The 24,575-nt window shown below is 73.4% G+C and carries 27 protein-coding genes and 1 pseudogene; 13 read left to right on the forward strand and 15 right to left on the reverse strand.

Annotated elements, in window-relative coordinates:
* Positions 1-62 precede the first annotated feature (62 nt).
* Genes B9W62_RS01245 through B9W62_RS01255 form a run of 3 tightly spaced genes read left to right on the forward strand, consistent with a single transcriptional unit; the run spans position 63 to position 2,545 of the window.
* A complete protein-coding gene (locus B9W62_RS01245; RefSeq protein WP_087804293.1) occupies positions 63-734 on the forward strand; it encodes a HEAT repeat domain-containing protein in 672 nt (223 codons plus the stop codon).
* Between the two features lie 3 nt (positions 735-737).
* Positions 738-1,742 (forward strand): MerR family transcriptional regulator, encoded by a 1,005-nt coding sequence (locus B9W62_RS01250; protein ID WP_087804294.1) that lies wholly within the window; start codon positions 738-740, stop codon positions 1,740-1,742.
* Between the two features lie 56 nt (positions 1,743-1,798).
* Positions 1,799-2,545, forward strand: coding sequence for a class I SAM-dependent DNA methyltransferase (locus B9W62_RS01255; protein WP_087804296.1), 747 nt, complete (start codon positions 1,799-1,801; stop codon positions 2,543-2,545).
* A gap of 65 nt (positions 2,546-2,610) precedes the next feature.
* Here B9W62_RS01255 and B9W62_RS01260 read toward each other — a convergent pair whose 3' ends face one another.
* On the reverse strand, positions 2,611-3,675 hold the full coding sequence (locus B9W62_RS01260) for an NAD(+)/NADH kinase (protein ID WP_087804298.1): 1,065 nt from the start codon (positions 3,673-3,675) through the stop codon (positions 2,611-2,613).
* Between the two features lie 150 nt (positions 3,676-3,825).
* Here B9W62_RS01260 and B9W62_RS01265 point away from each other — a divergent pair, with 150 nt between their 5' ends.
* Both B9W62_RS01265 and B9W62_RS01270 read left to right on the forward strand, forming a co-directional pair.
* Positions 3,826-4,065, forward strand: coding sequence for a hypothetical protein (locus tag B9W62_RS01265; protein WP_164457822.1), 240 nt, complete (start codon positions 3,826-3,828; stop codon positions 4,063-4,065).
* The gene (locus B9W62_RS01270) at positions 4,065-4,448 is read left to right on the forward strand and encodes a toxin Doc (RefSeq protein ID WP_087804302.1); all 384 of its coding nucleotides are present in this window, start codon (positions 4,065-4,067) and stop codon (positions 4,446-4,448) included. The genes B9W62_RS01265 and B9W62_RS01270 overlap by 1 nt, the downstream gene beginning before the upstream one ends.
* A gap of 74 nt (positions 4,449-4,522) precedes the next feature.
* Here the strand turns inward: B9W62_RS01270 and B9W62_RS01275 are convergent, their stop codons facing one another.
* Complete coding sequence (locus B9W62_RS01275; protein WP_087804303.1) at positions 4,523-5,125, reverse strand: GPP34 family phosphoprotein; 603 nt, start codon at positions 5,123-5,125, stop codon at positions 4,523-4,525.
* 53 nt (positions 5,126-5,178) lie between these two features.
* The gene (gene sigJ / locus B9W62_RS01280) at positions 5,179-6,078 is read right to left on the reverse strand and encodes an RNA polymerase sigma factor SigJ (RefSeq protein WP_087804305.1); all 900 of its coding nucleotides are present in this window, start codon (positions 6,076-6,078) and stop codon (positions 5,179-5,181) included.
* Positions 6,079-6,188: 110 nt separating this feature from the next.
* Between sigJ and B9W62_RS01285 the strand changes: the two genes are divergently transcribed.
* Complete coding sequence (locus tag B9W62_RS01285) at positions 6,189-6,551, forward strand: hypothetical protein (RefSeq protein WP_087804307.1); 363 nt, start codon at positions 6,189-6,191, stop codon at positions 6,549-6,551.
* A gap of 19 nt (positions 6,552-6,570) precedes the next feature.
* Here the strand turns inward: B9W62_RS01285 and B9W62_RS01290 are convergent, their stop codons facing one another.
* The 3 genes from B9W62_RS01290 to B9W62_RS01300 all read right to left on the reverse strand — a co-directional run bounded on the left by B9W62_RS01290 (position 6,571) and on the right by B9W62_RS01300 (position 10,278).
* Entirely contained in the window at positions 6,571-7,161 is a 591-nt protein-coding gene (locus B9W62_RS01290) for a DUF998 domain-containing protein (RefSeq protein ID WP_087804309.1), read from the reverse strand.
* A gap of 45 nt (positions 7,162-7,206) precedes the next feature.
* On the reverse strand, positions 7,207-7,953 hold the full coding sequence (locus tag B9W62_RS01295) for a DUF1838 family protein (RefSeq protein ID WP_087804310.1): 747 nt from the start codon (positions 7,951-7,953) through the stop codon (positions 7,207-7,209).
* Between the two features lie 102 nt (positions 7,954-8,055).
* Positions 8,056-10,278 (reverse strand): bifunctional glycosyltransferase/CDP-glycerol:glycerophosphate glycerophosphotransferase, encoded by a 2,223-nt coding sequence (locus B9W62_RS01300; protein WP_087804312.1) that lies wholly within the window; start codon positions 10,276-10,278, stop codon positions 8,056-8,058.
* Positions 10,279-10,442: 164 nt separating this feature from the next.
* Between B9W62_RS01300 and B9W62_RS01305 the strand changes: the two genes are divergently transcribed.
* From B9W62_RS01305 to B9W62_RS01315, 3 genes are all read left to right on the forward strand, one after another.
* On the forward strand, positions 10,443-11,057 hold the full coding sequence (locus B9W62_RS01305; RefSeq protein WP_087804314.1) for a dihydrofolate reductase family protein: 615 nt from the start codon (positions 10,443-10,445) through the stop codon (positions 11,055-11,057).
* Between the two features lie 87 nt (positions 11,058-11,144).
* Complete coding sequence (locus B9W62_RS01310) at positions 11,145-12,026, forward strand: GNAT family N-acetyltransferase (protein WP_087804316.1); 882 nt, start codon at positions 11,145-11,147, stop codon at positions 12,024-12,026.
* Positions 12,027-12,156: 130 nt separating this feature from the next.
* Entirely contained in the window at positions 12,157-13,146 is a 990-nt protein-coding gene (locus B9W62_RS01315; RefSeq protein WP_087804318.1) for an NAD(P)-dependent alcohol dehydrogenase, read from the forward strand.
* 33 nt (positions 13,147-13,179) lie between these two features.
* On the opposite strand, the gene B9W62_RS01320 is transcribed toward B9W62_RS01315, so the two are convergent.
* The 8 genes from B9W62_RS01320 to B9W62_RS01355 all read right to left on the reverse strand — a co-directional run bounded on the left by B9W62_RS01320 (position 13,180) and on the right by B9W62_RS01355 (position 21,072).
* Positions 13,180-14,250, reverse strand: coding sequence for a homoserine dehydrogenase (locus B9W62_RS01320; RefSeq protein WP_087804320.1), 1,071 nt, complete (start codon positions 14,248-14,250; stop codon positions 13,180-13,182).
* Positions 14,243-14,881, reverse strand: a complete 639-nt coding sequence (locus tag B9W62_RS01325) for a hypothetical protein (protein ID WP_087804322.1) — start codon at positions 14,879-14,881, stop codon at positions 14,243-14,245. Before B9W62_RS01325 ends, B9W62_RS01320 begins: the two co-directional genes overlap by 8 nt.
* A gap of 4 nt (positions 14,882-14,885) precedes the next feature.
* Positions 14,886-15,722 (reverse strand): carbohydrate ABC transporter permease, encoded by an 837-nt coding sequence (locus B9W62_RS01330; RefSeq protein WP_087804324.1) that lies wholly within the window; start codon positions 15,720-15,722, stop codon positions 14,886-14,888.
* Positions 15,719-16,684: a carbohydrate ABC transporter permease gene (locus B9W62_RS01335; protein ID WP_087804326.1), complete on the reverse strand. Its 966-nt coding sequence runs from the start codon at positions 16,682-16,684 to the stop codon at positions 15,719-15,721. The genes B9W62_RS01330 and B9W62_RS01335 overlap by 4 nt, the downstream gene beginning before the upstream one ends.
* On the reverse strand, positions 16,681-18,018 hold the full coding sequence (locus B9W62_RS01340; protein ID WP_087804328.1) for an ABC transporter substrate-binding protein: 1,338 nt from the start codon (positions 18,016-18,018) through the stop codon (positions 16,681-16,683). The genes B9W62_RS01335 and B9W62_RS01340 overlap by 4 nt, the downstream gene beginning before the upstream one ends.
* Positions 18,019-18,272: 254 nt before the next feature.
* Entirely contained in the window at positions 18,273-19,001 is a 729-nt protein-coding gene (locus tag B9W62_RS01345; protein ID WP_107424181.1) for a cupin domain-containing protein, read from the reverse strand.
* Positions 18,995-19,927 carry a DUF6807 domain-containing protein gene (locus B9W62_RS01350; RefSeq protein WP_087804330.1) on the reverse strand — a complete coding sequence of 311 codons (933 nt, stop codon included), beginning with the start codon at positions 19,925-19,927 and terminating at the stop codon, positions 18,995-18,997. Before B9W62_RS01350 ends, B9W62_RS01345 begins: the two co-directional genes overlap by 7 nt.
* Positions 19,924-21,072, reverse strand: a complete 1,149-nt coding sequence (locus tag B9W62_RS01355; RefSeq protein WP_087804332.1) for a Gfo/Idh/MocA family protein — start codon at positions 21,070-21,072, stop codon at positions 19,924-19,926. The genes B9W62_RS01350 and B9W62_RS01355 overlap by 4 nt, the downstream gene beginning before the upstream one ends.
* Before the next feature lie 250 nt (positions 21,073-21,322).
* Between B9W62_RS01355 and B9W62_RS01360 the strand changes: the two genes are divergently transcribed.
* Together B9W62_RS01360 and B9W62_RS01365 are read left to right on the forward strand one after the other, a co-directional pair.
* The gene (locus B9W62_RS01360) at positions 21,323-22,366 is read left to right on the forward strand and encodes a LacI family DNA-binding transcriptional regulator (protein ID WP_087804334.1); all 1,044 of its coding nucleotides are present in this window, start codon (positions 21,323-21,325) and stop codon (positions 22,364-22,366) included.
* Positions 22,367-22,470: 104 nt separating this feature from the next.
* The gene (locus B9W62_RS01365; protein WP_087804336.1) at positions 22,471-22,701 is read left to right on the forward strand and encodes a hypothetical protein; all 231 of its coding nucleotides are present in this window, start codon (positions 22,471-22,473) and stop codon (positions 22,699-22,701) included.
* 64 nt (positions 22,702-22,765) lie between these two features.
* Here B9W62_RS01365 and B9W62_RS01370 read toward each other — a convergent pair.
* A pseudogene (locus tag B9W62_RS01370) lies at positions 22,766-23,074 on the reverse strand (MarR family winged helix-turn-helix transcriptional regulator); the annotation flags it as partial.
* 84 nt (positions 23,075-23,158) lie between these two features.
* Between B9W62_RS01370 and B9W62_RS01375 the strand changes: the two are divergent.
* Together B9W62_RS01375 and B9W62_RS01380 are read left to right on the forward strand one after the other, a co-directional pair.
* Positions 23,159-23,677 carry a nitroreductase family deazaflavin-dependent oxidoreductase gene (locus B9W62_RS01375; protein WP_087804338.1) on the forward strand — a complete coding sequence of 173 codons (519 nt, stop codon included), beginning with the start codon at positions 23,159-23,161 and terminating at the stop codon, positions 23,675-23,677.
* A 60-nt stretch (positions 23,678-23,737) separates the two neighbouring features.
* Complete coding sequence (locus B9W62_RS01380) at positions 23,738-24,574, forward strand: alpha/beta fold hydrolase (RefSeq protein ID WP_087804339.1); 837 nt, start codon at positions 23,738-23,740, stop codon at positions 24,572-24,574.
* The last annotated feature ends 1 nt before the right edge of the window (position 24,575 follow it).

The raw sequence follows: 24,575 nt of genomic DNA on the forward strand, positions 1-24,575 counted from the left end.
GGCGGCCCGGTTGACCTTGACACGGTGACAAGGTCTTCACTGCTGTCCAGGAGGTGGTCCCGATGACCATGACGCGTCAGGACGCGGATCCGGTGCGGGCGCTCAGGGGGCTGGCGGACGGGCGTGCGTCCGTGCGGCTGCGGGCGGCCCTCGCGGTCGGCTCGGCGCCGGACCCGCGCTACGTGGACACGCTCGTCGAACGGTCCGCCGTCGAGCCGGAGTTCTTCGTCCGCGACATGCTGACCTGGGCGCTCACCCGCCATCCGGTGTCCCTGACGCTCGCCCGGCTGGTCGGCGAGGTGGACTCCGGCCGGCCGCAGGCGCGCAGCCAGGCGCTGCACACGCTGTCCAAGATCGGGGACCGGCGGGCGTGGCCGGCGATCACCCGGGCGGTGCTCTGCGACGCGGACGACGAGGTGGCGCGCAGTGCCTGGCGGGCCGCGGTCGTCCTCGTGCCCGGGGGCGAGGAGCCCGCCCTGGCCGCGGTGCTGGCGACGCAGCTGGGACGCGGTGACCGGGAGACGCAGCTGAGTCTCAGCCGGGCGCTGATCGCGCTGGACGAGGCGGTCGTGGAGGTCCTGGACGCCGCGACGACGGCCCCCGACCCGCAGGTGCGTGCCCACGCGCTCGCCACGCGGCGGCTGCTGCGCGACCCCGACACCGGGTTCGCCTCGGCGATCGAGGAGGCGAAGCGCGTCGTGGCTCTCGGCGGTTCCCCTCACGAGGGACCATAGAGCGTGTTGATCGGTGAGGTGGCGCGACGGTCCGGGGTCAGTGCCCGCATGCTCAGGCACTACGAGTCGCTCGGCCTGGTGCGCCCCTCCGGCCGTACCGGTTCCGGTTACCGGGAGTACTCCCGGGAGGACGTCCGGCGGATCTTCCACGTCGAGAGCCTGCGGTCGCTGGGGCTGTCGCTGCGCGAGATCGGGCGGGCGCTCGACGAACCCGGTTTCGCGCCGTCGGCACTCGTCGACGACCTTGTCCGCCGGACACGCGAACGCATCGCGGCGGAGACCGAGTTGCTCACCCGGCTGCGCCGGATCGATGCCGCGGGGCCGGCCGGCTGGGAGGACGTCCTCCAGGCCGTCGCGCTCCTCCAGGCGCTGGGCTCCGAGAGCCCGGACGCGCGCCAGCGCGCGGCCCTCTCCTCGGTCCACGAGGCGGCGGTGCCGGTGGAGGCGCTGGTCGAGGCGGCGCTGAGCGAGACGGACACCAACGTCGCCGGGGCCCTTCGGTGGGCACTGGCACGGTCGGGCGACGACGCCGCGGCACCGCTGGCAAAGGGCCTCGACTCACCGGTTGCCGCGGTGCGGGAGCGTGCGGTCCTGGCGCTCACCGAGCTGTCCGGCGGCGAGGCCACCGCACGGCTGCGGGACGCGCTCGCGAGCCCCGACGCCGTGGTCCGCGGATACGCGGCGCTGGCACTCGGGGCGCAGGGTGTGGTCGACGCCGTCCCGACGCTCATCGACATGATCGTGGCGGGCCGGAACGACACCGACGCCGCCGACGCGCTGAGCGTGCTGGCGCAGGACAGCGCGACGGCGGACCGGATCGCGGCCGGGCTCGTCGGCCGTCTCGCCCACGGGAGCACCGACGCACCCGCGCGCGGCCGGCTGACCCAGGCGCTGGCGGGCGTCCCGGGTACGAGGGCGTCCGGCGCGCTGGCGGAGCTGTCGCGGGACGAGGACCGTGCCGTCGCACTGACCGCGACGTACCTGCTCCGGCTGCGCGAGGAGCGGTGACGGCCCCGCGTAATTGCGTCGACAGCGCACCGGTGCGCCCGGCAGTATGTCCGCCCGTGACGAGCAGCGAGCTGTGGACCCGTGAGACCGCCGACCGCTACGACGCCGAGGAGACCGAGACCGGGATGGCCTCCGCCGCCGTCCTCGGCCCGACCCTGGACTTCCTTGCCGAACTCGCCGGAGAGGGGCGGGCGCTGGAGTTCGCCATCGGGACCGGACGCGTGGGCGTCCCGCTGCGGGAACGCGGCGTGCCGGTGGTGGGCATCGAGCTGTCCGAGCACATGGCGGCGGTCCTGCGGCGCAAGGCCGACGAGGAGACGCTCCCGGTGACCCTCGGGGACATGGCCACCACCGTCGTTCCCGGCGAGTTCACCCTGGTGTACCTCGTCTACAACACCATCACGAACCTGCTCACCCAGGACGAGCAGGTCGAGTGCTTCCGCAACGCGGCGCGCCATCTGAGCCCCGGCGGCCGCTTCGTCATCGAGCTGGGCGTGCCACCGCTGCGGTACCTGCCGCCCGGCCAGGTCGCGGTGCCGTTCGACGTCTCCGAACGGCACCTCGGCTTCGACACCTTCGACCTGGTCGAACAGGTCCTCGTCTCCCACCACTTCACCGTCGACCCGGCCGACGGCACCTACCGCCGCGACAACTCCCGGCACCGGTACGCCTGGCCCGCCGAGCTCGACCTGATGGCCCGGATCGCCGGACTCGCGTGCGAACGCCGGGTCGGGGACTGGGACGGGACTCCGTTCACGCAGGACTCCCCGAAGCACATCTCCGTGTGGCGCAAGCCCGCTTGACCCTGCCCCGAGGGCAACGCCGGGCGAAGGGGCGCTCCGCCGTACGCGGGAGCCCCCTGATCGGCTCAGTCGTCTTCGGCCGTCGGCACCGGCATGGCCAGGTGGGCGAGGTCTCCCGGCGGGGGCGTGCTGACCGGCCAGAGCGGGGCGGGCGTGCCGTCGGCGACCGCGGCCGGGGCGTCGGTCAGCCGCATGCGGTCGCGCAGGCGGCCGTAGAAGTCCATGGGGCCGAGGCGCACCGCCCGCAGCCGGCGGGGAGCGGCGTAGACACCGAGCCAGTCGCCCGGATCGAGGACGCCCCGCAGTTGTCCGTCGATGCTCACGGCGGCCCGGCCCGAGCGTTCCAGGATCCGCAGTCCGACGGGTTCGTCCGGCGCGGTGACCACGGAACGGTCGAACGTCATGTGCGGGGCCACCGCGGTGAAGACGAGTGCCTCCGCGCGGGGCGAGACGACCGGGCCGCCCGCGGCGAAGCTGTAGGCGGTGGAGCCCGTCGGGGTCGCGACGAGCAGCGCGTCGGCGGAGTAGGAGGCCAGCAGCCGGCCCGCGATGTAGACGCCGACGGAGATCTGCCGGTCCCGGGACAGCTTCTCGAGCACCACGTCGTTGAGGGCCGTGACGTTCAGGGCGATGCCCCACTCGTCGCCGCTCTCGCAGTCGGTCCGCACCCGTGGGGGAGGCAGCAGCGGTCCTCGCCCGTACCGCAGGAGCGCTTCCATCTCCGGGGGGATCTCCAGGAGCCGGGAGGCACGCAGCGTGAGCAGCATGCGGCTCTCCGGCTCCAGGTGGTCCCCCTGCACGGCGTCGAGGGCGGAGCGGACGGCCGGTGCGGGCACCTCGGTCAGGAACCCGACCCTGCCCAGGTCCACGCCCAGGATCAGGGCGTCGTTCTCCGCCGCCAGCCGTGCGCCGCGCAGGAAGGTGCCGTCGCCGCCCAGGGTGACGACCAGGTCCGGGTCGCCCGCCGCGTCCACCTCCTGGCGGGCGCTGTGCCGCCCGGCGTCGCTCCACACGTCGATGTCCGTGCAGGCGACGGCGTTCTCGTCGCACCACGCGCGGACCTCCCGGGCCGCTGCGGCGGCGCCCGCGCGACCCCCGTGGACCACGAGTCCGACCCGCTCGATCGTCACCACTGCCTCCCTGCTCCCCGGCCGCGCTCCCGGGACCGCGATCGACGGAAATCCTCGCCGACCCTCGTGGCCGGACGGGCCGCGACATGCCGGGGCGGTCTTCGCGTCCAGTGAGTCGCACTTCAGGTACCGAGTAGGTACCATGCCGTTATGCCATCACTCAACGTGACCTTCACCGAGGAAGAAATGGAAGGCGTCCGGGCCGCGGCCGCGGCCGAGGGCAAGAGCCTCAAGCAGTACATGCACGACCTCGGGGTCCGCGAGATGCAGCGCAAGCGGTTCGTCGCCGGCGCCGCCTCGTGGGCGGACCGGCTGCGCGCCGAGTTCGACGAGGCGTTCCCGGACGAGATCCCCCCGTCCCAGCGCGGCGAGGGAGTCACCGCCGCCTGATGAGCGAGCCCCTGTACATAGATGTCCCCTGGCTCCTGGACGTCCAGGACGCCGCTCTGGACAACGAGGACGTGTCGGTCACGGACTACTCGGCCCTCGTCGCGGCGGTGGCCCGCCACAAGACCCGCATGCCGACCCTGGCGGCGTCCAACCCCGACAGCGCCTGGCGCGCGGCCGCACTCCTGCACACCGTGGTGCGGCTCGAGCCCCTCCCCCACCGCAACAGCCTCTTCGCGGCCTTCGTCACCGGTCAGTACATGGACCAGTCCGGGGAGGGCATCGATCCGCCCTACGGGGCCCTGTCGGACCTGATCAGAAAGGTCCAAGAGACCCGGCTGAGCATCTACGACATCGCCGACGTGCTCCGTTCCTGGCGCATCTGACCGGCCGGGCCGTCACTCCGGGGCCGTCAGATCGCACGGCCGTCACATCGCACTGCCGTCAGATCGCACTGCCGTCAGATCGCACGCCAGATGTTGTCGAACGCCGCTCCCTCGATGCTGCGGCGCTGCCGGGTGGCGGCCAGCTCCACCACGGCGTCGTGCACCGCGGCGACGACCGTCGCGACCGCGTCGTCCTCGGGGTCCGCCACCTCGTCGGCGGACTCGTGCCGGATGCCCACCGCGGCCGCGAGACCCACCAGCACCGGATCGCCGCCGGCCCAGCGGTCACCGGCGCGCCGGCGGGCCGACGGATCGGCCGGGGCCGGCCGGTCGGCGCCGCGCCGGGCGCTCCACAGCGCGCGCCTGCTGCCACCGTCGTCGGCCCCCGCGGCAGCGAGGTACTGGCCCGCCAGACCGTCTCCCCGGCGCCACAGCCAGTCCGTCACGGGCTCGTCCGGCTCCTGGCCGACCAGCGACGCCGCCGCGTCGAGGAGCCGGTCGCCGGACGCGCTCGGCGACACCTGCCGCAGGAGGGGGCCGTCCAGCGCGACCGTCCCCGCTTCCAGCAGGTCGATCAGTTCCGCCCCGGCCAGGGCCAGCGACAGGTCGCCGCGCTCGACCGGGTAGTCGGAGGGAATATCGAGGGAGACGATGGTCAGGTCGTGCGCTGTGGTCATGGCGGAACTCCCCATCTGTCACATCTGCTGCGACACGACTGCCGCGACCCGGTTCAGCCTACCCACGGCCGCAGCTTCTCGGGGTTGCGGACCACCCAGATACGGCTGACGCGGCCTTCGGCGACGTCGAAGGCGGCCACGGTCACGACGACGCCGTCGCGCCGGGCCACCAGGCCCGGTGCCCCGTTGACCGAGCGCTCCAGGAGTTCCAGGCCGGGGGCCTTGTCGGCGATGGCGACCATGTACGGGGCGATGCGGCCTCCGCCCTCGACCGGGCGCAGGACGGTGCCCGCCCTGCCGCCGCCGTCGGCGGTCATGACGGCGGCCGGGTCGAGGAGGTCCACCAGGGCGGCGATGTCCTTCCTCTCCCACGCCGCCTTGACCTGCCGCACCACGTCGGCCTGTACGGCGGGGGCCGCCCGGGTCCGCGCGTCGCGCACCCGGCGCCGGCCCGAGGCGGCGAGCTGCTTGCAGGCCGCGGGAGTCCGCCGGAGGATGCCCGCGATCTCGGCGAAGGGGTAGCGGAAGACGTCGTGCAGCACGAAGGCCACCCGCTCCGCCGGAGTCAGGGACTCCAGGACCACGAGGAAGGCCATGGTCACCGACTCGTCCAGGACCATCTGGTCGGCGGGGTCCGCGAGGCCGGCGCCGGGCCCGTCCCGCTCGGTGTGCGCGGGCAGCGGCTCCGGCAGCCACGCGCCGACGTAGCGTTCGCGCCGGGCCCGCGCCGAGCCGAGCACGTCCAGGCAGACGCGGCCGGTCACGGTGGTCAGCCAGGCGCCCGGGGACACCGTCTCCTCCTGCCTGCCGCGCGGCAGCGCGTACCAGCGCGCGTAGGCCTCCTGCACGGCGTCCTCGGCCTCGGTCAGTGAGCCGAGCAACCGGTAGGCGACATTGATCAGTTGGCGCCGGTCTCCGACCGTCGCCTCGTTCCCCGCCCCAGCCGTCCCCATGCCCGACCGCCCCCGCCCGGCCTTTCGGCCTTACCTTTCGCCGCCCCGTTTCGTCGGGTGGGTGAGACCTTACCGATCTACTGCCCCCGGGCGGAAAAGAGGACCGCGGCATGGCAACCCAGGTGACGGCGCGGCGCCGGATCTCGTTCCTGCGGATCGCGATCGCCCTGCAAACACTGACCCTCTTCCTCCAGGCGGCCTCCGCCGGACTGCTGCTGACCGCCTCCTACGGGGAGACGCTGCACAGTGCCGGGGCCCGGGTGATGTACGGGGCGTCGATGCTGTACGTGCTCGCGGCGGTACTGGCGTGGAAGCCGGGCGGCGGTCCGCTCAAGCCCGTCCTGCACGCCTGCGGCTTCCTGCTCCTCGCCTCGGTCCAGGTCGTGCTCGGCATCGCGCACGTCCCGTCGGTGCATGTTCCCCTGGGCGTCCTGATGTTCGGGCTGAGTGTGCTGGCGCTGGCGCGGCGCTGAGCGGCCCCGCGGTACGGGATCAGGGCCGTTGCCGGGCGTGGCGAAGGCAGGAGGCGGCCACCACGAAGGGCCACAGCGACTGGAGGGAGGTCACGACGCGTTCCGCGACGCCGGCGCCGCCGTGCCGCCCCATCTCGATCAGGAACCACACCCCGCCGGCCGCCATCAGGGCCGTCACCGCGATCGAGGGCACCAGACGCAGCGCCCAGGGAGCGGCCGGACCTCCGTTGACGGCGAGTACCGGCCACACCGCGAGGAGCGTGAACCCGACCACCACCACCGCGCCGTGGCGCAGGGAGCCCCCGCTGCTCGGCGCGGGGAGCGCCACCAGGACCAGTGCGGCCAGTCCGCCTCCGCCCAGCGCGACGCGCCCGGGGGTGGCGGCGGCCCGCAGCCCCCAGGCGGTCAGCAGGTGGCAGACACCCAGGGCCAGGAAGGCCGTCGTCATCACCCAGAACCCGGCGGCCCCGTAGGACCCCAGGACGCTGATCGTCTGTGTGACGGGATCGTAGGAGGACCCTTCGGCGTGCGCGGCGCCGGTCCAGCCCGCGATCAGCAGCACGGGTGCGCATCCCGACGACAGCAGCACCCACCGGGGAACAAATCGCATCAGGCAACCATAAAGCGCCCTCCCGCGGCAGCGTGCCCATGGTCCTCACACGGGCGGGTTGAGGGTGCGGAAGTACGTCCAGCTCGTCTCGTTGGGCTCGCTCCACTTCTCCGGCGCCCGCGCGAACCGCGGGTGGTGGCCGGCGATGTAGGCGCGGGTGCGCTCGGGCACCTCGGCGTACGAACCGAGCTTGCGGCCCCGGCAGTGGAAGGTGAGGCCGCCGGGCTGCTGCCCCCGGGCCATCCACGGCAGCCACGGGGACATCCGGGTCCACGACATGGTCGCCGGGACGCTGGGGGCCGGGCCGGCCAGGTCCGCGCGGTGGGCGAAGAACTGGAAGAGCTCCAGCGCCCGGTACGTGTCGCCGGCCGAGTGGAGGGGGTACTGGGCCACCGGCAGGGGCGAGGGGTAGGCGAGCGGGATCTCCAGGCTGAAGCAGACCTGGGCGCCGAGGTCGGTCGTCGGGACCGGGAAGGGGCGCCACTTCTGGTTCGCCGGGTCGTTCCAGACGTGCACCACCGGCAGGTCCCGCCAGGTCTCCAGGATCTCTCGGGTGGCGGGGTCCAGGTAGAAGGCGGCCTCCCGGGTGAGCAGGCGGTAGGCGTCCGGGCCGTCGTCGGCGTCCTGGACCAGGCGGGCGACGTTGACCCCTTCGAAGCCGAAGACGTGCTCGTAGGGCTGGTCGGGAGCCCACGCGTACACGTTCCCGGACCACCAGTACGTGACTTCTTCGCCGTCGAGCGAGGCACGGGTGCGGGCGAGGGAGCGGAGCGACTGCGCGGGTGTCGTCATGGAAGTACTGTGCGCGACCGCCGCCCGTGCGGGGCGGCGAACGACACGTCCGGTCCCGGAAACGGCCGGAAGCTTCCGTTCCGGGGGCCGGACGCGTCCCGGTCAGCCGAGCGCCGGTGACGGCGCCGGGGTGCGGCGCTCCAGCGGGACGACCGCCGGACCCGCGTCCTCGCCGAGGAAGAAGCGGCGCACCACCCGCTCGGCGGCGTGGCCGTCGTCGTACTGGCAGAAGCGCGCCCGGAAGGCCGCGCGCAGGGCGGTGGCCTCGGGGCCGCGCCAACGGCCGCTGCGGAAGGTGTCGGCCAGTTCCTCCTCGGTGGTGGCGACCGCCCCCGGGGTGTCGCCGGGCCGGCCGGAGAGGAGGTCGAAGGTGACGCCGCGGACCTGGGAGTAGATCTCCCAGTCGTCGGCGTATATGACGATGGGCCGGTCGAGGTTGGCGTAGTCGAAGGTGAGGGACGAGTAGTCGGCGACGAGCGCGTCCGCCGCCAGGCAGAGGTCCTCGACCGAGGGGTGGCGGGACACGTCGAGGACGGCGCCCCGTGCGGCGAGGTCGCTCAGCTCGGGGCTGCGGTCGTCGAAGTAGTGGGTGCGGACCAGCAGGACGAAGTCGTCGCCCAGGGCCTTGGCCAGCCGGGCCAGGTCGAAGGACGGTGTCCAGCCGGTCCGGTAGTCGCGGTGGGTCGGCGCGTACAGCAGGGCGGTCCTGCCCGGAGCGATGCCGAGCCGGGCGCGGACGGCGGCGACCTCCTCAAAACCCGCGCCGTAGTAGCGGTCGTTGCGCGGGTAGCCCGCGTCGAGGGACTCGTAGGAGCCGGGGTAGGCGCGCTCCCACTGCTTGGTGGAGTGCTGGTTGGAGGAGACGCTGAGGTCCCAGCGGTCCACGCGTTCGAGGAGGCGGTCGAAGTCCATGCCCCGGGCGGCCGCGGGGTAGGCCCGCTGGTCCAGGCCCATGCGCTTGAGCGGCGTCCCGTGATGGGTCTGGAGGTGCAGCTGCCCGGGGCGCTTGACGATGTGGTCCGGGAAGTTGACGTTGCTCACGAAGTACCGTGCGCGGGCCATCACCTCCCAGTAGCGGCGCGAGTCGCGCACCACGTGGTCGATGCCGTCGGGGACCAGGCCGGCCAGTTCCTTGCGCACCACCCACACGCCGTGCACCTGCGGGGCGAGTTCCGCGGCCTTCTCGAAGACCGCGAGCGGGTTGCAGGACGGCAGCCGGTCCCAGTAGGAGGTGTAGACGGCGAGAGCGGGATCCGGGGAGCGCCTGCGTTGCAGGGTGTACAGCCCGGCGTAGGCGCGCTTGCCCGCCCTGGTCCTGGCCCTGACGACCTTGGTCGGTCCCGCCGTTTTGGCGCGCGCGGCGAGTTGGGCGGCCTGGTAGGCGCGGTAGAGCCGTTTGGCCACGGTCCGCATGTACACCCCGGTCGGCCCCTCGGGCATCGTGAAGCCGGCCGGGACGTGGCGCGCGTAGAAGTCCGCGGTGCGCTCGAAGAACTCCTTGCGGTCGGCGACCCGCACCCGCTCGGGGCGCTTGAGCGCGAACAGCATGTGGAACACGGCCCGCTCGAACAGCATGGGCGTGGCCCAGGCCAGCTCGGGCCGCTCCGCGAGGAACGCGAACAGCCCCTCGTACTGCTGGAAGATGTCGAAGTGCTTGCGCCCCGGCGTCTTCGTGATCGCGCCCTGGCGGCGCTGGCGGTACTCGACCCCGACCCGGTTCAGACACCCGATGCGCTCGGCCGTGACCATCGCCATGTGGGTGACCGGCGCGTCCTCGTACAGGCCGGGGGCGTACTGGAAGCCCTGCCCGACGAAGAACTCGCGGCGGAACGCCTTGTTCCAGGCCACCAGGAACAGCTCCACGTACTCGGGCCGGTCCTCGAGACGGAAGACGTCGGTGCCCGCCCGTTCGATCAGGTGCGCGGCCTGGCTGCGGCCGCCCCTGCCCGACCAGTAGGTGCGCACGTGGTCGAAGACCAGGATGTCCAGGTCCCCCACGGCGTCCAGCCGGGCGGCCAGCGCCTCCAGCAGGCCGGGGGTGTAGGAGTCGTCGCTGTCGAGGAAGAGGATGTAGTCGCCGCGGGCCCGCTCGAGTCCCGCGTTGCGGGCCCGCCCCAGGCCGACGTTCTCCGGGAGGTGCACGGCCTGGAGGCGGGGGTCGCGGGCGGCGTACTCGTCGATGATCGCGCCGCAGGAGTCCGGTGAGCAGTCGTCCACGGCGATGACCTCGATGTCCCGGTACGACTGCGCCAGGACCGAGTCCAGACATTCCCGGAGGTATCCCTGCACCTTGAACACGGGGACGACGATGCTGAACCGAGGCATGCGGACAACTCCAGGTGACGCGTGGGTGAATCGTGACTGGACAGAGAGACAAGCGAAGCTTGTGAAACGTTGTACATGTCCTGTGAATGTCTGGGGAAGTGCCGATTCGGCATCCGCCGCACCCTCGAGCGATGAGTTCGGGCGACACATCGGGTCACCCCTGTATGACTCGGATCATCGCGGACATCTCGATCTCCCTCGACGGCTGTGTCACCGGGCCGGATCCCGGACCGGGCAACGGGCTGGGCACCGGCGGCGAGGCCCTGCACACCTGGGCGTTCTCCGACGACCCGGAGGAGCGGCGGATCGTGCGGGAGACCACCGCCCGCTCGGGCGCCGTCGTCCTCGGCCGCAGGCTCTTCGACCTGGTCGACGGGCCGGGCGGCTGGGACGACACCGTCGGTTACGGCGCGGCGGAGGTGGGCAGGCCCCCGTTCGTCGTGGTGACGGGTGCGCCCCCGGTCTCGGTCCGGCTTACCGGCCTCGACTGGACGTTCGTCACGACCGGGCTGCCCGACGCCGTCACCGCGGCGCGCGGGCGGGCCGAGACGGCCGCGGCGGACCGCGGCCGCGACCTCGACGTCGTCCTCATGGGCGGCGGCGCCCTGATCGGCTCGGCGCTCGACGCCGGGCTGGTCGACGTGCTGTCCCTGCACCTGGCTCCCGTCGTGCTGGGCTCCGGAACACCGCTGTTCACCGGCGGGACGCCGCGCACCCTGGTCCGGCGGAGCGTGCACCCCACCCCGAACGCCACCCATCTGCTCTACGACGTCCTCTGACGTATGTCCGGGCCCTCCGGCGTGCTCGCGGACGAGAACTTCCCACGGCCGCGCCCGGTTCGGGCGCCATTTCGGGGACCATGAGGCATGCGACCGGACGGCTGGCACCTCACCGAAGACCTCGACGACTTCCTGGCCCGGGCCTGGGACTTCCTGTGCTCGCGCCCCGCGCCGCACACCACGCCCCTGACGGCGATCGAGAAGCTGCGCACGCGCGACGGGAACGGTGCCCCGCCCGGGGCGGGGTCCACCGTCTTCGGGTGGCTGATGGAAGACGGCGCGGTCCGTGCCGCCCTCCTGCGTCCGCCGACCGGCCGGCTGACCCTCACCGCCCTCTCCCCCGGGCAGGCCGACTCCCTCGCCACCCACCTGGTCGACCGCGGCCCGCGTCCCTCCGGCGTCCTGTCCGACGAGGAGACCGCCACCGCCTTCGCCGGGGCCTGGCGACGGCACACCGGCGCCGCACCCGTACGCGGCTGGGGCGCCCGTCTCCACCGGCTGGGCACCCTCACCCCGCCGCGGCGCCTACCGGCGGGCCGGGGCCGGATCGTGGGCGAGCGGGAGCACGAGCACCTCATGCGGTGGTGCCGTGAGTTCGCCGCCGACGTCGGCGAGGCGGTGACCATCGACGCCGCGTCCTGGGCCGGTACGCGCTTCGCGGAGAAGCGCTACACCTTCTGGGAGACCCCGGACGGCACGCCCGTCTCCATGGCGGGCGCGAACCCGCTGGTCGGCGGACAGGTCCGGATCGACCCCGTCTACACCCCCGCCGGGCAGCGCGGTCGCGGCTACGCGGCCGCCGTGACGGTCGAGGTCACCCGTGCCGCGCTGGCCGCGGGCGCGAAGGAGGTCGTGCTCTTCACCGACCCCGCCAACCGCACCAGCAACGCCCTCTACCGGCGCATCGGTTACGTCCCGCTCGCCGACTTCTGCGCCTACGACTTCACGCACGCCGGCCGGCACCCGTAGGTGTCCGGCCGACGTGGTGCCGACGGCTCCCGGTACGGGCATTGACGGCGGTGGGCCCTGCCCCTACGGTGCCCTCACCGCGTGACCCGCGAGCGGTCCCGAGGGTCCCCGAGGGGATGGTGGCAGGGCGATGAAGGCAGTGGTCCAGGAGCGGTTCGGCCCGCCGGACAGTCTGCGGCTGCGGGACGTGGACCAGCCTCGTGCCGGGGCCGGGCAGGTGCTGGTGCGGGTGCGCGCCGCCGCGGTCAACCCCTACGACTGGCACATGCTGCGCGGAGACCCGTACGCGGCACGGCTGTTGGGCGGCATGGGGCTGACCCGGCCGAAGTCCCGGGTGGCCGGCCTCGACGCGGCCGGGGTCGTGGAGCGGGTCGGCGCGGACGTGCGGGGGCTCTCCCCCGGCGATCCGGTGCTGGGCTTCTGCCCGGGTGCCTTCGCCGAGTACGCCCGCACCTCCGCGCCACTGCTGGTGCCGGTGCCCTCGGACCTGACGTTCGAGCAGGCCGCGGCGCTGCCGGTGGGCGCGGTGACCGCGCTGCGCGGCATCCGCACCGTCGGCCGGGTACGGTCCGGGCAGCGGGTGCTGGTCAACGGGGCGGGCGGCGGCGTGGGCACCTTCGCGGTGCAGATCGCGGCGCTCCTGGAGGCGGAGGTCACCGGGGTGTGCAGCGCCCGCAACGCCGACCTGGTGCGTTCCCTGGGCGCGGCCCACGTCCTGGACTACGCCCGGGAGGACTTCACCGACGGACGCGAACGCTACGACGTCGTCCTGGACAACGTGGGCAACCATCCGCTGGGCCGGCTGCGCCGGGCACTCACCCCGGCGGGCGTCCTGGTGGCCAACGGCGGCGGCTCCCCCGGCCGGGTGTTCGGGGCGATCGGCGCCACGCTGAAAGTGGCGGCGGTCGACACGGTCACGCGGCAGAGGCTGCGTCCGATCCTCCCCGCGACGCCGGACGGGCCGGCCCACGAGGACCTGCTCGCCGTCGCCGCGCTCGTCGAGGCCGGGCAGCTCACCCCCGTGGTCGGCCGGACCTTCGCCCTGGCCGACGCGGCGGAGGCGGTGCGGCACGTCGAGGAGGGCCACGCCCGCGGCAAGACCGTGATCACCGTGTCGTGAGCCCCCGCGAGGGCGGCCGCGGCACTCGTACCGTCAGCGGAAGCCCGCGCGCGGGGCCGCGACCTCGACCGTGTCCCGCACCAGGGCCAGCGCCGCGCCCACCGGGCTCGACCGTCCGCCGCTCACGGTCACGTCGCCCGCGTCCGGACAGCCGAAGACCACGGCCTTCTCGGGCCCGTTCAGCGCGTGCAGCGGGTCCCCCGGCTGCGTCTCCTCCAGCCGTACGCGCACGACGCCGGGCTCGGCCACCGACGCACCGGCGACCGCCCGCAGCCGCAGGGACCGGGACGCCGCGTCCAGGGCCCGGCCGGCGGTGCTGCCGTCGACCGGCTGCGCCCGCACCCGCACCTCGGCCGGGTCCCAGCCCCAGGCCAGCGCGGCCAGCAGCCGCACCTTGGTGGCGGCGTCCTCGCCCGACAGGTCCGCCGACGGGTCCGCCTCCGCGATGCCCCGCTGCCGCGCGGCACCGATCGCGTCGTCCAGCGTGTCGCCTTCGGCGAGGCGGTCGAGCACGAAGGTGGCGGTGCCGTTGGGGCAGGCGCGGATCGTCCGGCAGTCCAGGCCGCGCAGGGAGGTCCGCGCCAGATCGCCCGCCGGGAGGGCCGCGCCGGTGGCCCCGGAGATCCTGATCATGCTGCCGCCGGTCCGGGCGGCCGCCTCCAGTTCCCGCCAGTGCGTGAGCAGGTGGCTCTTGGTGGCCGTCACCACGTGCACCCCGCGGCGCAGTGCGGTCACCGCTTCCTGCGCGGCACGCTCCCGCAGGCCGGGCGAGGACGGGACGGCCTGGACGAACACCCGTGCGCCGGTGCGGTCGAGGGTCTCGTCCAGGGGCCGTACGGGACCCCACTGCGAGCGCGGCGGCAGCGCTCCGTCCGCAGCCGGCCGGCACTGGGCCGTGCTGGCGCGGACGGCGGCCACCCGCGGCCGTACACCGTGACGGCGTGCCAGCGTGTCGCCGTCCCGGGCCAGCCGGTCGACGAAGGCCCGCCCGACCGGGCCGTACCCGGCGAGGACCACGTCGGCCGGCGGCGCGTCCGTCACATCCGTCTCGTCCGCCGTGTGTGCCGTGTCCGCCGTGTCCGCCGCTTGTGTCGCTTCACCCATGGGTTCGGGATCTTCTCACACCACCGGCCGTGCCGCCCGTGAGCCGCAGGTCCACCGCGGTGGCCGCGAAGGCCAGCGGGCCGGGAAGGAGGGGGATCAGTACGGGGATCGACCAGGCGAGCAGCGCGGCCAGGACGACCGCGCCGGCCAGCAGGAGGGTGCCGCGGAGGTCGGTGAGGGAGCGCAGGAGGCCTTCGCGCGGGGACAGTGCGTGCGGTGCCGGCAGCGCGGTGGTGCGCAGGGCCACTACCGCGAGGCCGAGGGTGAGCATCAGCAGCGCGGGAGCGACGAGGTCCGCGCCGGGCAGGGCGGCGCGGGCCAGCGCGGAGTCCACCAGCAGGATGCCGACGAGCAGCGGTACGGCCAGACCGCCGGCGAGTGAGCCGCGGGTCAGCCGGGCGCGCAGCTGCCCGGTGTACGTCCCGGCCCGGACGGGCACCGCGTCCTCGGCCGCCCGGCGCAGGGTGGCCGAGGCGGCGGCGAACGCGGCCGGCGCGGTGACGACGGGCAGGCAGGCGACGGCGGTGAGCAGGCCCACCAGCAGCATGTCGGCGAAGAGGGTGAAGCCGGTCGAGAAGACCTCGCCGGGTTCCCTGCGGTCGCTCGGCGGAAGTGCGGGCACCTGGGTCATGGGGTCAGCCCTTCAGTCCGGAGGTGGCCATGCCCTGCACCAGGTAGCGCTGGAACACGAAGAAGAACAGCACGATGGGCAGGACGGAGAGCACCGACATGGCGAACATGGGGCCGTAGGCGGAGGTGCTGGACTGGTCGACGAAGCTGCGCAGGGCCAGGGTGATGGTGAACTTCTCCGGCGCGAACAGGTAGATCATCTGCGTGAAGAAGTCGTTCCAGGTCCAGATGAACGTGAAGATGGCCGTGGTGATCAGCGACGGCCGGCTCAGCGGCAGGGTGACCGCCCAGTACGTGCGGAAGGCGCCGCAGCCGTCGATGCGGGCCGACTCCTCCAGCTCGCGTGGCAGCCCGCGCATGAACTGGACGATGAGGAAGACGAAGAACGCCTCGGTGGCCAGGAACTTGGGCAGGATCAGCGGCCAGTAGGTGTCCACCATGCCGAGCCGGTTGAAGATGATGTACTGCGGGATCAGCACGACGTGGTGCGGCAGCATCAGCGTGGCGACCATGAAGGCGAACATCGCCTTGCGCATCCTGAAGCGCAGCCGGGCGAAGGCGTAGGCGGCCAGGGAGCAGGACAGCACGTTGCCGACGACGGCGCCGCCCGCGATCAGCAGGGAGTTCCACAGCAGCCGGCTCACCGGCACCCCGGAGACTCCGTCCAGGGCGGTCGTGTAGTTCGACCACTCCAGGTGGCTGGGCCACAGGTCCAGGCTGGTCACCACCTCGTCGGCCGGTTTGAGGGAGGTGGCGAGCAGCCAGGCCAGGGGGTACAGCAGGACGAGCAGTCCCGCGAGGGCGACCGTGTGCGGCAGCCATCGCCTGGTGGTGGGGTTCATCGTCCCTCCTCGTCCGCGTAGAAGACCCAGGACCTGGAGGTCCGGAACAGGATCAGGGTGATGACGCCGATGGCGATCAGCAGGAGCCAGGCCATGGCGGCCGCGTAGCCCATGTGGGAGGCGGTGAAGCCGCGTTCGTAGAGGTAGAGCGTGTAGAACAGCGTCGAGTCGGCGGGGCCGCCCTCGCCGCCGCTGACCGCGAAGGCCGGGGTGAACACCTGGAAGGACTGGATCATCTCCAGGACCAGGTTGAAGAAGACGACCGGGGACAGCATCGGCACGGTGACGGACACGAACTGCCGCCACCGGCCCGCGCCGTCCAGCGCCGCCGCCTCGTACAGCTCGGGCGAGATCTGCTGGAGCCCGGCGAGGAAGATCACCATGGGTGCGCCGAACTGCCAGACCGTCAGCAGGACGACGACGTAGACGGCGAGGTCCGGGTCGCCGACCCAGCTGCCGGTGTGGATGCCGAGGGAGCCGAGGACCTCGGTGACGGTGCCGCCGTCGTTGAACAGCGCCCGCCACACCAGGGCGATCGACATGCTCGCCCCGAGCAGCGAGGGCGCGTAGAAGGCGGAACGGTAGAAGGCGCGGCCGCGGCCGAGGTTCTTGAGGAGCATGGCCGCGCCGAGCGCGAGGCCCAGTTTGAGGGGTACGGCGACGACGACGTACAGCAGGGTGGTGCCGACCGACCGCCAGTAGCGGGGGTCCTCGGTGAGCATCTCGGTGTAGTTGCGCAGGCCCACCCAGTGCGGCGGGTCGAAGAGGTTGTAGTCCGTGAAGGACAGCCACAGGGACACGGCCATGGGCACCAGCGTGAGCACGGCCGCGCCGAGCATCCACGGGGTGAGGAACACGTAGGCGGGCCACTGCTGTTCACGGCGGCGTCGGCGACCGGCCGGCGGCCGTGGTCCCGTGGTGCGGTCGGCGCGCGCGGGCGCCCTGGTCGACACCGTGCTCATGACCGCAGCTCCCGGTTGGCCTCGTCGATGAATTCCCGTGCCGCCGCACGCGGGGAGGTGAGGTCGTACATCACGCGGTGGTAGGCGCGTTTGAAGGCGGTCTGGAGGGCGACGTCGCCCCGCGGCGGCGCGGCGGGCGGGGCGTCCAGGCCGTACTTCTCCATCTTCTGGGCGTACTGGTAGATCTCCCGCTCGGCCCCTTCCAGGGTCTGGGCGACGCGGGCGGCGATCCGCCGGTTGGGGGGTGTGGAGCGGGTGAAGCCGAGGATGTCCCCGGCCCGCTCGTCGTTGAGGAGGAAGTCGACGAGGGCGGTGGCCTCCTCGGGGTGGTCGGTGTGCGCCCCGACGCCGAGGAGCATGGAGGGCTTGAAGTACGCGCCCTGGCGCCCGTCGGTGGTGGGGACCGGGGCGAAGTGGACCTGGTCGCCGAGCAGCGCGGGGTACCCGGGGAACGGCGCGTCCCAGGTGAAGTCGGCGGCGGCGAGACCCCGGCCCATGGGTGACATCTCGGTGGTGTTGGCCTGTGCGGTGTCCGGGGCCTCGGCGACGGCGCCCTCCTCGCGCAGCCTGTCGCAGAAGGTCCAGAACTCGGTGAGGTCGTCCTCGGTGAAGCCCAGCTTCGTCTGGCTCGCGTAGAGCACTCCGCCGCGGCCGCGCAGCCAGTCCTCGAAGATGTCCTCGTTGACGCCGTTGTCGTTGGCGCCCACCACGGTGCGTCCGTCCGGGGCCTTCAGTCCCAGGGCGGCGATCTTCCGGTTGGCGTCGGCCCATTCCTCCCAGGTCCAGTCGGGCCGGGGGGCGGGGATGCCGGCCTGTGCGTAGATCTCGGAGTCGTAGGCGTAGCCGGTGATGCCGCGGCCCATCGGCACGGCGTACTGCTCGCCCTCGTAGGTGCCCGTGCGGAGGAACTCCTCGTCCATCTCGGAGGTGCGGATCGTGCCGTGCTCGACGGCGTCGTCGAGCGGCAGGAGCGCGCCGCCGCCCGAGTACTGGGAGATCTGGCGGTAGTCGAGCTGCGCCACGTCCGGGATGCCGCCGCCGGCGGCCTGGGTGGCCAGCTTCTGCATGTAGGAGCCGAAGTCGGCGTTGGAGGTGCGGACGGTGATGCCGGGGTGTTCCCGCTCGAAGAGCGCCACGGCCTTCTTGGTGCGCTCGGCGCGGTCGTCGTTGCCCCACCAGGAGAAGGTGAGGGTGACTCCTTCGGACGACACGTCGCCGGAGGAGGAGCACGCGCTGAGCGATGCGGTGAGCGCGGTGCCGAGGCCGACGGCGGCCGCGGCCAGGACGGCCCGGCGGCTGGGGAGTCGGCGCCGGCCGCTTCGGGACTCGGGCATGAGGGCCTTCCCGGGGGATGTGGGGATGGGTGGGGGGGGGAGGTGCGGGGGCTCGGTCGGTGCCCGCTGTTCCGGACGCGGTGAATGCGGGGGGGGACCAGCCGGTGGTGCCGGAGGGACGAGCCGGTCGGGGCCGGAGGGACGAGCCGGTCGAGGCCGGAGGGACGAGCCGGTCGGGGCCGGAGGGACGAGCCGGTCGAGGCCGGAGGGACGAGCCGGTCGAGGCCGGAGGGACCAGCCGGTCGGGGCCGGGCTCAGATGCCCGGGTAGACGGCCAGCCTGCCGCACATTCCGAAGCGTCCGCGGGCCGCGGGGCCCGTCGCGGACACCCGGGCGGCGCTCAGGTGGCCGCCGTCCTTGCCGCGTAGTGCCTCGAGTTGGGCCCGGGTCGCCTCCGCGGCCGCGTGCGCGCCGTCGCGCCAGCGCCGCTCCCAGTCGTCCAGCCGGGGCCGCACCAGTTCGGCGGCGGCCCGGTGGAACGCGGCGAGCGGCTCCGGGTCGCCGTCGCGGGTGGCCGCGCGGAGTTCGAGGAAGCGCCGGGTCGCCGTGTCGCGGCGGGCGCGCGCGATCCGCGCCTGCTCGGCCTCGGGCAGGTCGGCAGGGATGCGCACCGCGTCGGCGTACGTGCCGGGGTCGGTGAGGCGGTCCTGGGGCAGGGTGAGGACGGCGTCGCCCGCCTCGGGCAGGCCGCTGTTCTGCATCACGACGATGATCTCCAGGCCCCCGTCGTTGACGAGGCGGTGGATCGTGCCGGGCGTGAACCAGGCGACCGTGCCCGGCTCCAGGGGGGTCTCCTCGAAGCCCGAGGTGGTCAGGGTCTGCACCGTGCCCCGGCCCGCCGTGACGACGTAGCCCTCGCTGCACGTCAGGTGCAGGTGCGGGGTGCCGCCGCCGGGCAGCCCCTCCACGGTCGGCCAGTCGTACACGGTCAGTCGGGACACGCCGACCGCCGCCGGGAAGCCGTCGTACGCCGGGCTCACCACGCGAGCCCCGCCAGGTGGGCGGCGACCCGCGCGCGGTCCCAGGCGCCGTCGGCGACGAGCACGCGGTAGGTCCGGGCGAGGGTTTCACCGGGCGGCAGGACCAGTTCCTCGTGGAAGGCCCAGGACGGCGCGACCGCGGCGAAGGGGTCACTGCGCACGAACCAGTGCGCCGGGTGGGTGCCCTTGTCGCCCGAGTGGTCGTTGGAGGGGGCGTGTTCGAAGACGAGCGTGGCGTGGCCGTCCCGTCCGTCGTGCTCGCCGACGTAGGCCAGCCAGGGGGCCTGCGAGCCCATCGGGTCGGCATCCGGGGAGGCGTCGGAGTCGGCGGTGAAGACCCGGCCGCCGCGGAAGGCGCGGGGTCCGCGCCAGAACAGTCCGGTGTATCCGGCGGCGGGGCGTCCGTGGGTGGTGGGGCTGCCGAACCGCAGGGGTTCGCCGCGCCGGTTGGTCACCGCCGAGGTCCAGGTGAGGGTCCAGCTGCCGGTGTCGGGGTCGACGTCGCGGACCTCGACGCGGCGCTCCTCCTCGGCCCACAGCTCGCCGCCGTGCGGGTGCCAGGTCAGCCGCTCGGCGATGACGGCGCGGTCCCCTTCCGCGCCGACCTCCTCGAAGGCCACGTGGGCCATCGAGCCGACCCTCTCCGGCAGCGCGAGGTAACCCTCGCCGTGCACGTAGGTGTTGCCGCCCCACAGGTTCTGTCCGGACAGGTGGGAGGCGGTCAGCTGGAGCCCCTTGTGCCAGCGGTGGTCGTTGGGCCGGTAGTCCGTGACCAGCCCGCCGGACAGGGTCCTGACCGGGTGGAGGTACGGCTTGGGCGCCTCCCAGTCGGCCTCGGGGCGGTACACGTAGGAGAACAGCTCGGTTCCGGCCGCACCGTGGGCCACGGTGATGCGGTCTCCGTGGACGTGGGTCAGTGAGAGCGTCATGCGCGGTCCTCTTCCTCGCGGGTGACGGCCGGCGCCCAGCCCGGGGCTCCGCCGTGCAGTTGGGTGTAGTACGGGTCGCCGGGGCCGATGTCGCCCGCGCGTACCGGCGTGCCGGTGAACGCGGACTTGTACAGGGCGGTGATCAGCTCCATGGTCCGCCGGGCGCCCGCACCGCTGGTCGCGTGGCGGCGGCCGTTCTTGATGTCGTCGACCAGGACGCGCAGTTGGGCCTGGTGCGAGCTGGGCTCGTCGGCGCCGAAGTCGCGCCAGGCCGCGGCGGTCTCGGCGGGGACGCCGGGCGCCGGGGTGATGCGCCAGTCCGCGTTGCGGTAGCCGTACAGGTGGGTCAGTTCGACCGTGGCCAGTTCGCAGTCGATGCGGATCCGGCTCACCTCGTCCGGGCTCAGCACGCTGTTGACCAGGGTGGCGACGGCTCCGTCGGCGAAGCGGACCAGGGCCGTGGAGACGTCCTCGGTCTCCACGTCGTGCACGAGCCGGGCGGCCATGCCGCGCACCTCGGTCCACGGGCCCATCAGGTCCAGCAGCAGGTCCGTCTGGTGGATGCCGTGTCCCATGGCCGGTCCGCCGCCCTCGGTGGCCCAGCGGCCGCGCCAGGGCACCGCGTAGTACGCCCGGTCGCGGTACCAGGTGGTCTGGCAGTGGGCCACCAGCGGCCGGCCCAGCGCGCCGCCGCGCAGCAGCGCGCGCACGTGGCGGGCGCCTGATCCGAAGCGGTGCTGGAAGACGACGGAGGCGTACGGCCCCGCGTCGTCGCCCTGTTCGGCCGCCTCGACGGCGTCGTAGTCGGCGAGCGAGGGGCAGGGCGGCTTCTCGCACCACACCCAGGCTCCCGCGGCGAGCGCGGCCACGGCCTGCTCGCGGTGCACGGCGGGCGGTGTGCACAGCACGACGAGGTCCGGGCGCACCTCGGCCAGCATCGCGTGGAGGTCGGTGGAGGCCTGCGGGATGCCGAACTCGTCGGCGAACGCCCGCACCGCCGGCCCGTCCACGTCGACCGCGGCGACGACCTCCACCTCGCCCTCGGCGGCCAGTTTCCTCAGGGCGGGCAGGTGACTGGACCGGGCGATGGATCCCGTGCCGACCACTGCCGTGCGCAGCGGTGCGTTCGGAACGTGCGATGACATGCGGACCCTCTCGTGAGCCGAACGGGGCTGGACGCTGCGGGACACACGGTGGTGGGAGTGCCCGGGCAGGCGGAGGACGTCGGCGCCGCTTCGCAGCAACCGCTTGCTATCGTGGTGTTCCAACGTTGTAACCGGCGCGCGTCCGCAAGGTCAACCCTCTGTCCGCAAAAGAGTCGGCGCCCGGTTCACGTACTGACAGGGGCGGCACGCAGATGCATAATCTGCGGAAACTTCGGCAAGGGGGCGGGCTGTGGCCGCGGTGAGACTGAAGGACGTGGCGGAGCGCGCGGGGGTGTCGATCAAGACGGTGTCCAACGTTGTACGCGGCGCCCCGCGCGTGTCCGAGGCCACCCGCTCGCGGGTGATGCGGGCGGTGGACGAGCTGGGTTACCGGCCGAACCCCTCGGCGCGCAGGCTCCGGACCGGACGCAGTGGTCTCGTCGCGCTCGTCGTCCCGGACCTGGCGACGCCCTACTTCGCCGAACTCGCCCACCATGTGCGCGGCGCGGCCACCCTGCTCGGCCTGACCGTCCTGATCGAGGAGTCACGGGGCGACGCCGCCGAGGAGTTGCGTCTGGCGGGCGGGGTCGGCGCCTCACTGCTCGACGGCGTGATCCTCTCCCCGCTGCGCGTCACGCCCGACGAACTCGCCTCCGTCACCGACGAGTTCCCGCTGGTGCTGCTCGGTGAGCGCACCTACGGACGCAACCGCGTCGTGGCCGACCACGTGCTGATCGACAACGTGGCGGCGGCCCGTGACCTCACCGCCCACCTCATCGGCCTCGGACGCACCCGGATCGCCGCGATCGGCGTGGACCGCCAGGGTTCCGCGACGAGCCGTCAGCGGCTGGAGGGATACCAGCGGGCCCTGCACGAGGCCGGGCTGCCCTTCGATCCCCGGCTCGCGCCCCCGGTCGAGGAGTTCGACCGGCGCAACGGACTGCTGGCGATGCGCCGGCTCGCCGCACTGCCCGCCGGCGAACGCCCCGATGCCGTCTTCTGTTTCAGCGACCTGCTGGCCGTGGGTGCCCAACGCGCCCTGCACGAAGCGGGACTGGCCATTCCCGGCGACGTCGCCGTCGCGGGTGTGGACGGCTCCGAGGAAGCGCTGTACAGCACGCCCTCCCTGACGACCGTGGTCCCCGACAAGGCCGCCATCGCCTCGTTGGCCGTGAAGTGCCTGGCGGCCCGGATACGCTCCCGGTCGCCCCTGCCGTTCGAGGTGCACGTGGCGCCGCACTGGCTGGAGGTGCGGGAGTCCACGGCGGGTGGGCGACGCGCGCTGGACGCCTGAGGTCCGACGGGCAGCGGCGGGGGCAGACACGACTGCCCCCGCTGGGAGCGACCGCGCTCGACGGGGCACTGAAATCCATGATCATCGCTCCTAGGCTCGCCACCATGGACATCCCGAGACGCCTCATCGACCTCCAGCGAGCCGTCGAGGCGGCGGACAACCGCTACCGCAACAACGCCGGCGAGAACGCCACGGTCGCCCTGGCGGTCTGGTCGGACGCCACGGCCGCCCTGGTCCAGGGCATCACCGCCTACGCCGAGGAGCAGGGCGTGCCGCGCCGCGAGGTGGAACTGGCCGTGGAGCAAGCGATCCGGCCACCCGCCCGGACCGACTGAGCGGCTCCCGCTCCCCCTCCGTCCGCCCGGCGCCCTTCGCCGTTTCGCCGGCGAGCCGCCCGGGTCACACGTCGTGGGCCGCCGGGAAGTCCATGGACCACCCCGGCGGATGCGGCCGGACCAGGTCAGGGGCCGGCGGCTCGGCCCCCGCGTGGTTGAAGGCGGCAAGGGCGTCGACGAGCGCCAACCGCTGCGCCGGGGTGAGCAGTTCGACGATCCCGGCGATCTCGGAGCGCCGACGGGCCGTGACGTGCTCGCCCGTGCGGCGCCCCTCCTCCGTGAGCTGTAGCAGCGTCTGCCTGCGGTTGCGGGGATTGGCGTGCCGGACGGCCAGGCCCGCCGCGATCAGGCGGTCGACCATCCGCATCGCCGTGAACCCTACGGACCCCACGGAGCCTTCGGACCCCGGCTCCCCGGCGCCGGAGCCCACGTCGTCGACCACCGGAGGTGCCCCCCCATGCAGAGCGAGGACGCCGACACCGGCCGGCCGCCCCTGCCCGAAGGGTGGCGGCGGAAGGCCGCCCGCGCGCCCGCCCTCCTGTTCCGCGTCGGACTCGGCCCGCTGCTGGGCCGGCGCTTGCTGCTGCTGCACCACACGGGTCGGGTCTCGGGACTGGACCGCCATGCCGTTCTCGAGGTGGTGGCCCACGAACGGGACTCCCCGGCCTGGACGGTGGCGTCCGGCTTCGGCCCGCGGGCCGACTGGTACCGCAACCTGCGCGCGCAGCCGAAGACGGTCCTCCAGTACGGGTACCGGCACCACGCGGTCACCGCGCGCTTCCTCGGCCCGGAGGACGGTGCCGCGATCATGGAGGAGTACGGGGCACGCCGCCCCCGCACCGCACGCCGGCTGTGCGCGTTCGTGCGCCTGCCCGCCGACGGCAGTGCGACGTCACTGCGCCGGGCCGGGCGAGCGATCCCCTTCGTACGCCTCGAGTCCGAGTCGCCTCCGGAGGCCGGGACGCGGACCCATTGACAGGTGCGGCTAATGAGAATAGCTTTTAGCTAACTTCATTAGCCGTACCTGGAGGTTGCCGTGACCGAGTACCTTGCCGTCGACAACGGGACGATCGCCTACGAGGTGGCGGGTTCGGGTCCGCTGATCGTGCTCGCGCACGGCATGGGCGACAGCCGTGCCGCCTACCGCGCCGTGGTGCCGCAGCTGGTGACGGCCGGTTACCGGGTGGCCGCGGTCGACCTGCGCGGCTGCGGCGAGTCCAGCGTCGACTGGCCGGCCTGGAGCCGCAGCGACATCGCCGGCGACCTCCTCGCCCTGATCCGCCACCTCGGCGGCCCGGCCGTCCTCGTGGGCCACTCGGTCTCGGGCGGTGCGGCCACCATCGCGGCGGCGCGGGAGCCCGCACTCGTCACCTCGGTGGTCGAACTGGCGCCCTTCACCCGCAAGCAGTCGGTCCGGCTCGGCGACCTGCGGGTGCGGCGGTTCCGGCGCGGCATGGTGCGGCTGCTCGGCGCGGGACTCTTCGGCAGTCTGCGGCTCTGGCGCTCATACCTCGACGTGGCCTACCCGGGGGCGAGGCCCGCCGACTGGGCCGAGCGGCTGGGCCGCATCGAGACCCTGCTGCGGGAGCCGGGCCGGATGAAGGCCATGCAGGCCATGGGCCGCAGCGCTCCGACCGACGCCGGCGCCCGGCTCGGCGACGTGCGGTGCCCGGTCCTGGTGGTGATGGGGACGCTGGACCCCGACTGGGCCGACCCGGGCGCCGAGGGCGCGGCCGTGGTGGACGCCCTGCCGTCCGGCCTCGGCCGCCTGGAGATGATCGAGGGCGCCGGACACTATCCGCACGACCAGTATCCCGACCGGGTGGTGGCGCTCGTGCTCGCCTTCCTGCGCTCGGACGCCGCCCGTGCCTAGG

This window comes from Streptomyces sp. CS113 (assembly GCF_002188365.1).
Lineage (GTDB): Bacteria > Actinomycetota > Actinomycetes > Streptomycetales > Streptomycetaceae > Streptomyces > Streptomyces tendae.

Excerpts from the sequence above, each read along its gene's own strand:
- B9W62_RS01335 (WP_087804326.1), bottom strand. The coding sequence starts at position 16,684 with ATGAGCACGGTGTCGACCAGGGCGCCCGCGCGCGCCGACCGCACCACG.
- B9W62_RS01285 (WP_087804307.1), top strand. The coding sequence starts at position 6,189 with ATGGCAACCCAGGTGACGGCGCGGCGCCGGATCTCGTTCCTGCGGATC.
- B9W62_RS01265 (WP_164457822.1), top strand. The coding sequence starts at position 3,826 with ATGCCATCACTCAACGTGACCTTCACCGAGGAAGAAATGGAAGGCGTC.
- B9W62_RS01375 (WP_087804338.1), top strand. The coding sequence starts at position 23,159 with ATGCAGAGCGAGGACGCCGACACCGGCCGGCCGCCCCTGCCCGAAGGG.
- B9W62_RS01315 (WP_087804318.1), top strand. The coding sequence starts at position 12,157 with ATGAAGGCAGTGGTCCAGGAGCGGTTCGGCCCGCCGGACAGTCTGCGG.
- B9W62_RS01305 (WP_087804314.1), top strand. The coding sequence starts at position 10,443 with ATGACTCGGATCATCGCGGACATCTCGATCTCCCTCGACGGCTGTGTC.
- B9W62_RS01365 (WP_087804336.1), top strand. The coding sequence starts at position 22,471 with ATGGACATCCCGAGACGCCTCATCGACCTCCAGCGAGCCGTCGAGGCG.
- B9W62_RS01310 (WP_087804316.1), top strand. The coding sequence starts at position 11,145 with ATGCGACCGGACGGCTGGCACCTCACCGAAGACCTCGACGACTTCCTG.
- B9W62_RS01350 (WP_087804330.1), bottom strand. The coding sequence starts at position 19,927 with ATGACGCTCTCACTGACCCACGTCCACGGAGACCGCATCACCGTGGCC.
- B9W62_RS01330 (WP_087804324.1), bottom strand. The coding sequence starts at position 15,722 with ATGAACCCCACCACCAGGCGATGGCTGCCGCACACGGTCGCCCTCGCG.
- B9W62_RS01325 (WP_087804322.1), bottom strand. The coding sequence starts at position 14,881 with ATGACCCAGGTGCCCGCACTTCCGCCGAGCGACCGCAGGGAACCCGGC.
- B9W62_RS01320 (WP_087804320.1), bottom strand. The coding sequence starts at position 14,250 with ATGGGTGAAGCGACACAAGCGGCGGACACGGCGGACACGGCACACACG.
- B9W62_RS01270 (WP_087804302.1), top strand. The coding sequence starts at position 4,065 with ATGAGCGAGCCCCTGTACATAGATGTCCCCTGGCTCCTGGACGTCCAG.
- B9W62_RS01290 (WP_087804309.1), bottom strand. The coding sequence starts at position 7,161 with ATGCGATTTGTTCCCCGGTGGGTGCTGCTGTCGTCGGGATGCGCACCC.
- sigJ (WP_087804305.1), bottom strand. The coding sequence starts at position 6,078 with ATGGGGACGGCTGGGGCGGGGAACGAGGCGACGGTCGGAGACCGGCGC.
- B9W62_RS01300 (WP_087804312.1), bottom strand. The coding sequence starts at position 10,278 with ATGCCTCGGTTCAGCATCGTCGTCCCCGTGTTCAAGGTGCAGGGATAC.
- B9W62_RS01245 (WP_087804293.1), top strand. The coding sequence starts at position 63 with ATGACCATGACGCGTCAGGACGCGGATCCGGTGCGGGCGCTCAGGGGG.
- B9W62_RS01295 (WP_087804310.1), bottom strand. The coding sequence starts at position 7,953 with ATGACGACACCCGCGCAGTCGCTCCGCTCCCTCGCCCGCACCCGTGCC.
- B9W62_RS01275 (WP_087804303.1), bottom strand. The coding sequence starts at position 5,125 with ATGACCACAGCGCACGACCTGACCATCGTCTCCCTCGATATTCCCTCC.
- B9W62_RS01340 (WP_087804328.1), bottom strand. The coding sequence starts at position 18,018 with ATGCCCGAGTCCCGAAGCGGCCGGCGCCGACTCCCCAGCCGCCGGGCC.
- B9W62_RS01355 (WP_087804332.1), bottom strand. The coding sequence starts at position 21,072 with ATGTCATCGCACGTTCCGAACGCACCGCTGCGCACGGCAGTGGTCGGC.